General features: G+C 36.2%; 1 protein-coding gene. It reads left to right on the forward strand.

Going from position 1 to position 345, the window contains the following annotated elements; genetic code table 11:
* A partial coding sequence (locus A3766_RS30725) for a hypothetical protein (protein WP_197479436.1) occupies window positions 1–345 on the forward strand: 345 nt, incomplete at both ends.

The following is a 345-nucleotide window of genomic DNA, read 5'->3' on the forward strand; positions in this document are numbered from 1 at the left end:
CTAGAAAAACGATAAAACCGATATCCCAAGTTGAGAATTATAAGAAGGATTTAGAATACCTATACAACAAGGAACATAATCTCAAAATACTCAACATTAGAAAGAATGCTGAGTATTTTGAGTGGCGCTACATTGAAACACCATCACAGCACCCTTACGACATTCACTTCCTATACGAAGGAGAAAACCTATCAAGCTACTTGGTTACAATGATTAGTGAGTGGCAAGGAAAACAGGTTCTAGCAATTTGTGACTACTTAGCTCCAGATTCAGACTACCCTGATCTAATCAAGCTAAGTGAAAAGTTAGCCTTAGAAAAAAATGTTGATGCAATCATGTATCAAG

Source organism: Oleiphilus sp. HI0132 (assembly GCF_001635845.1).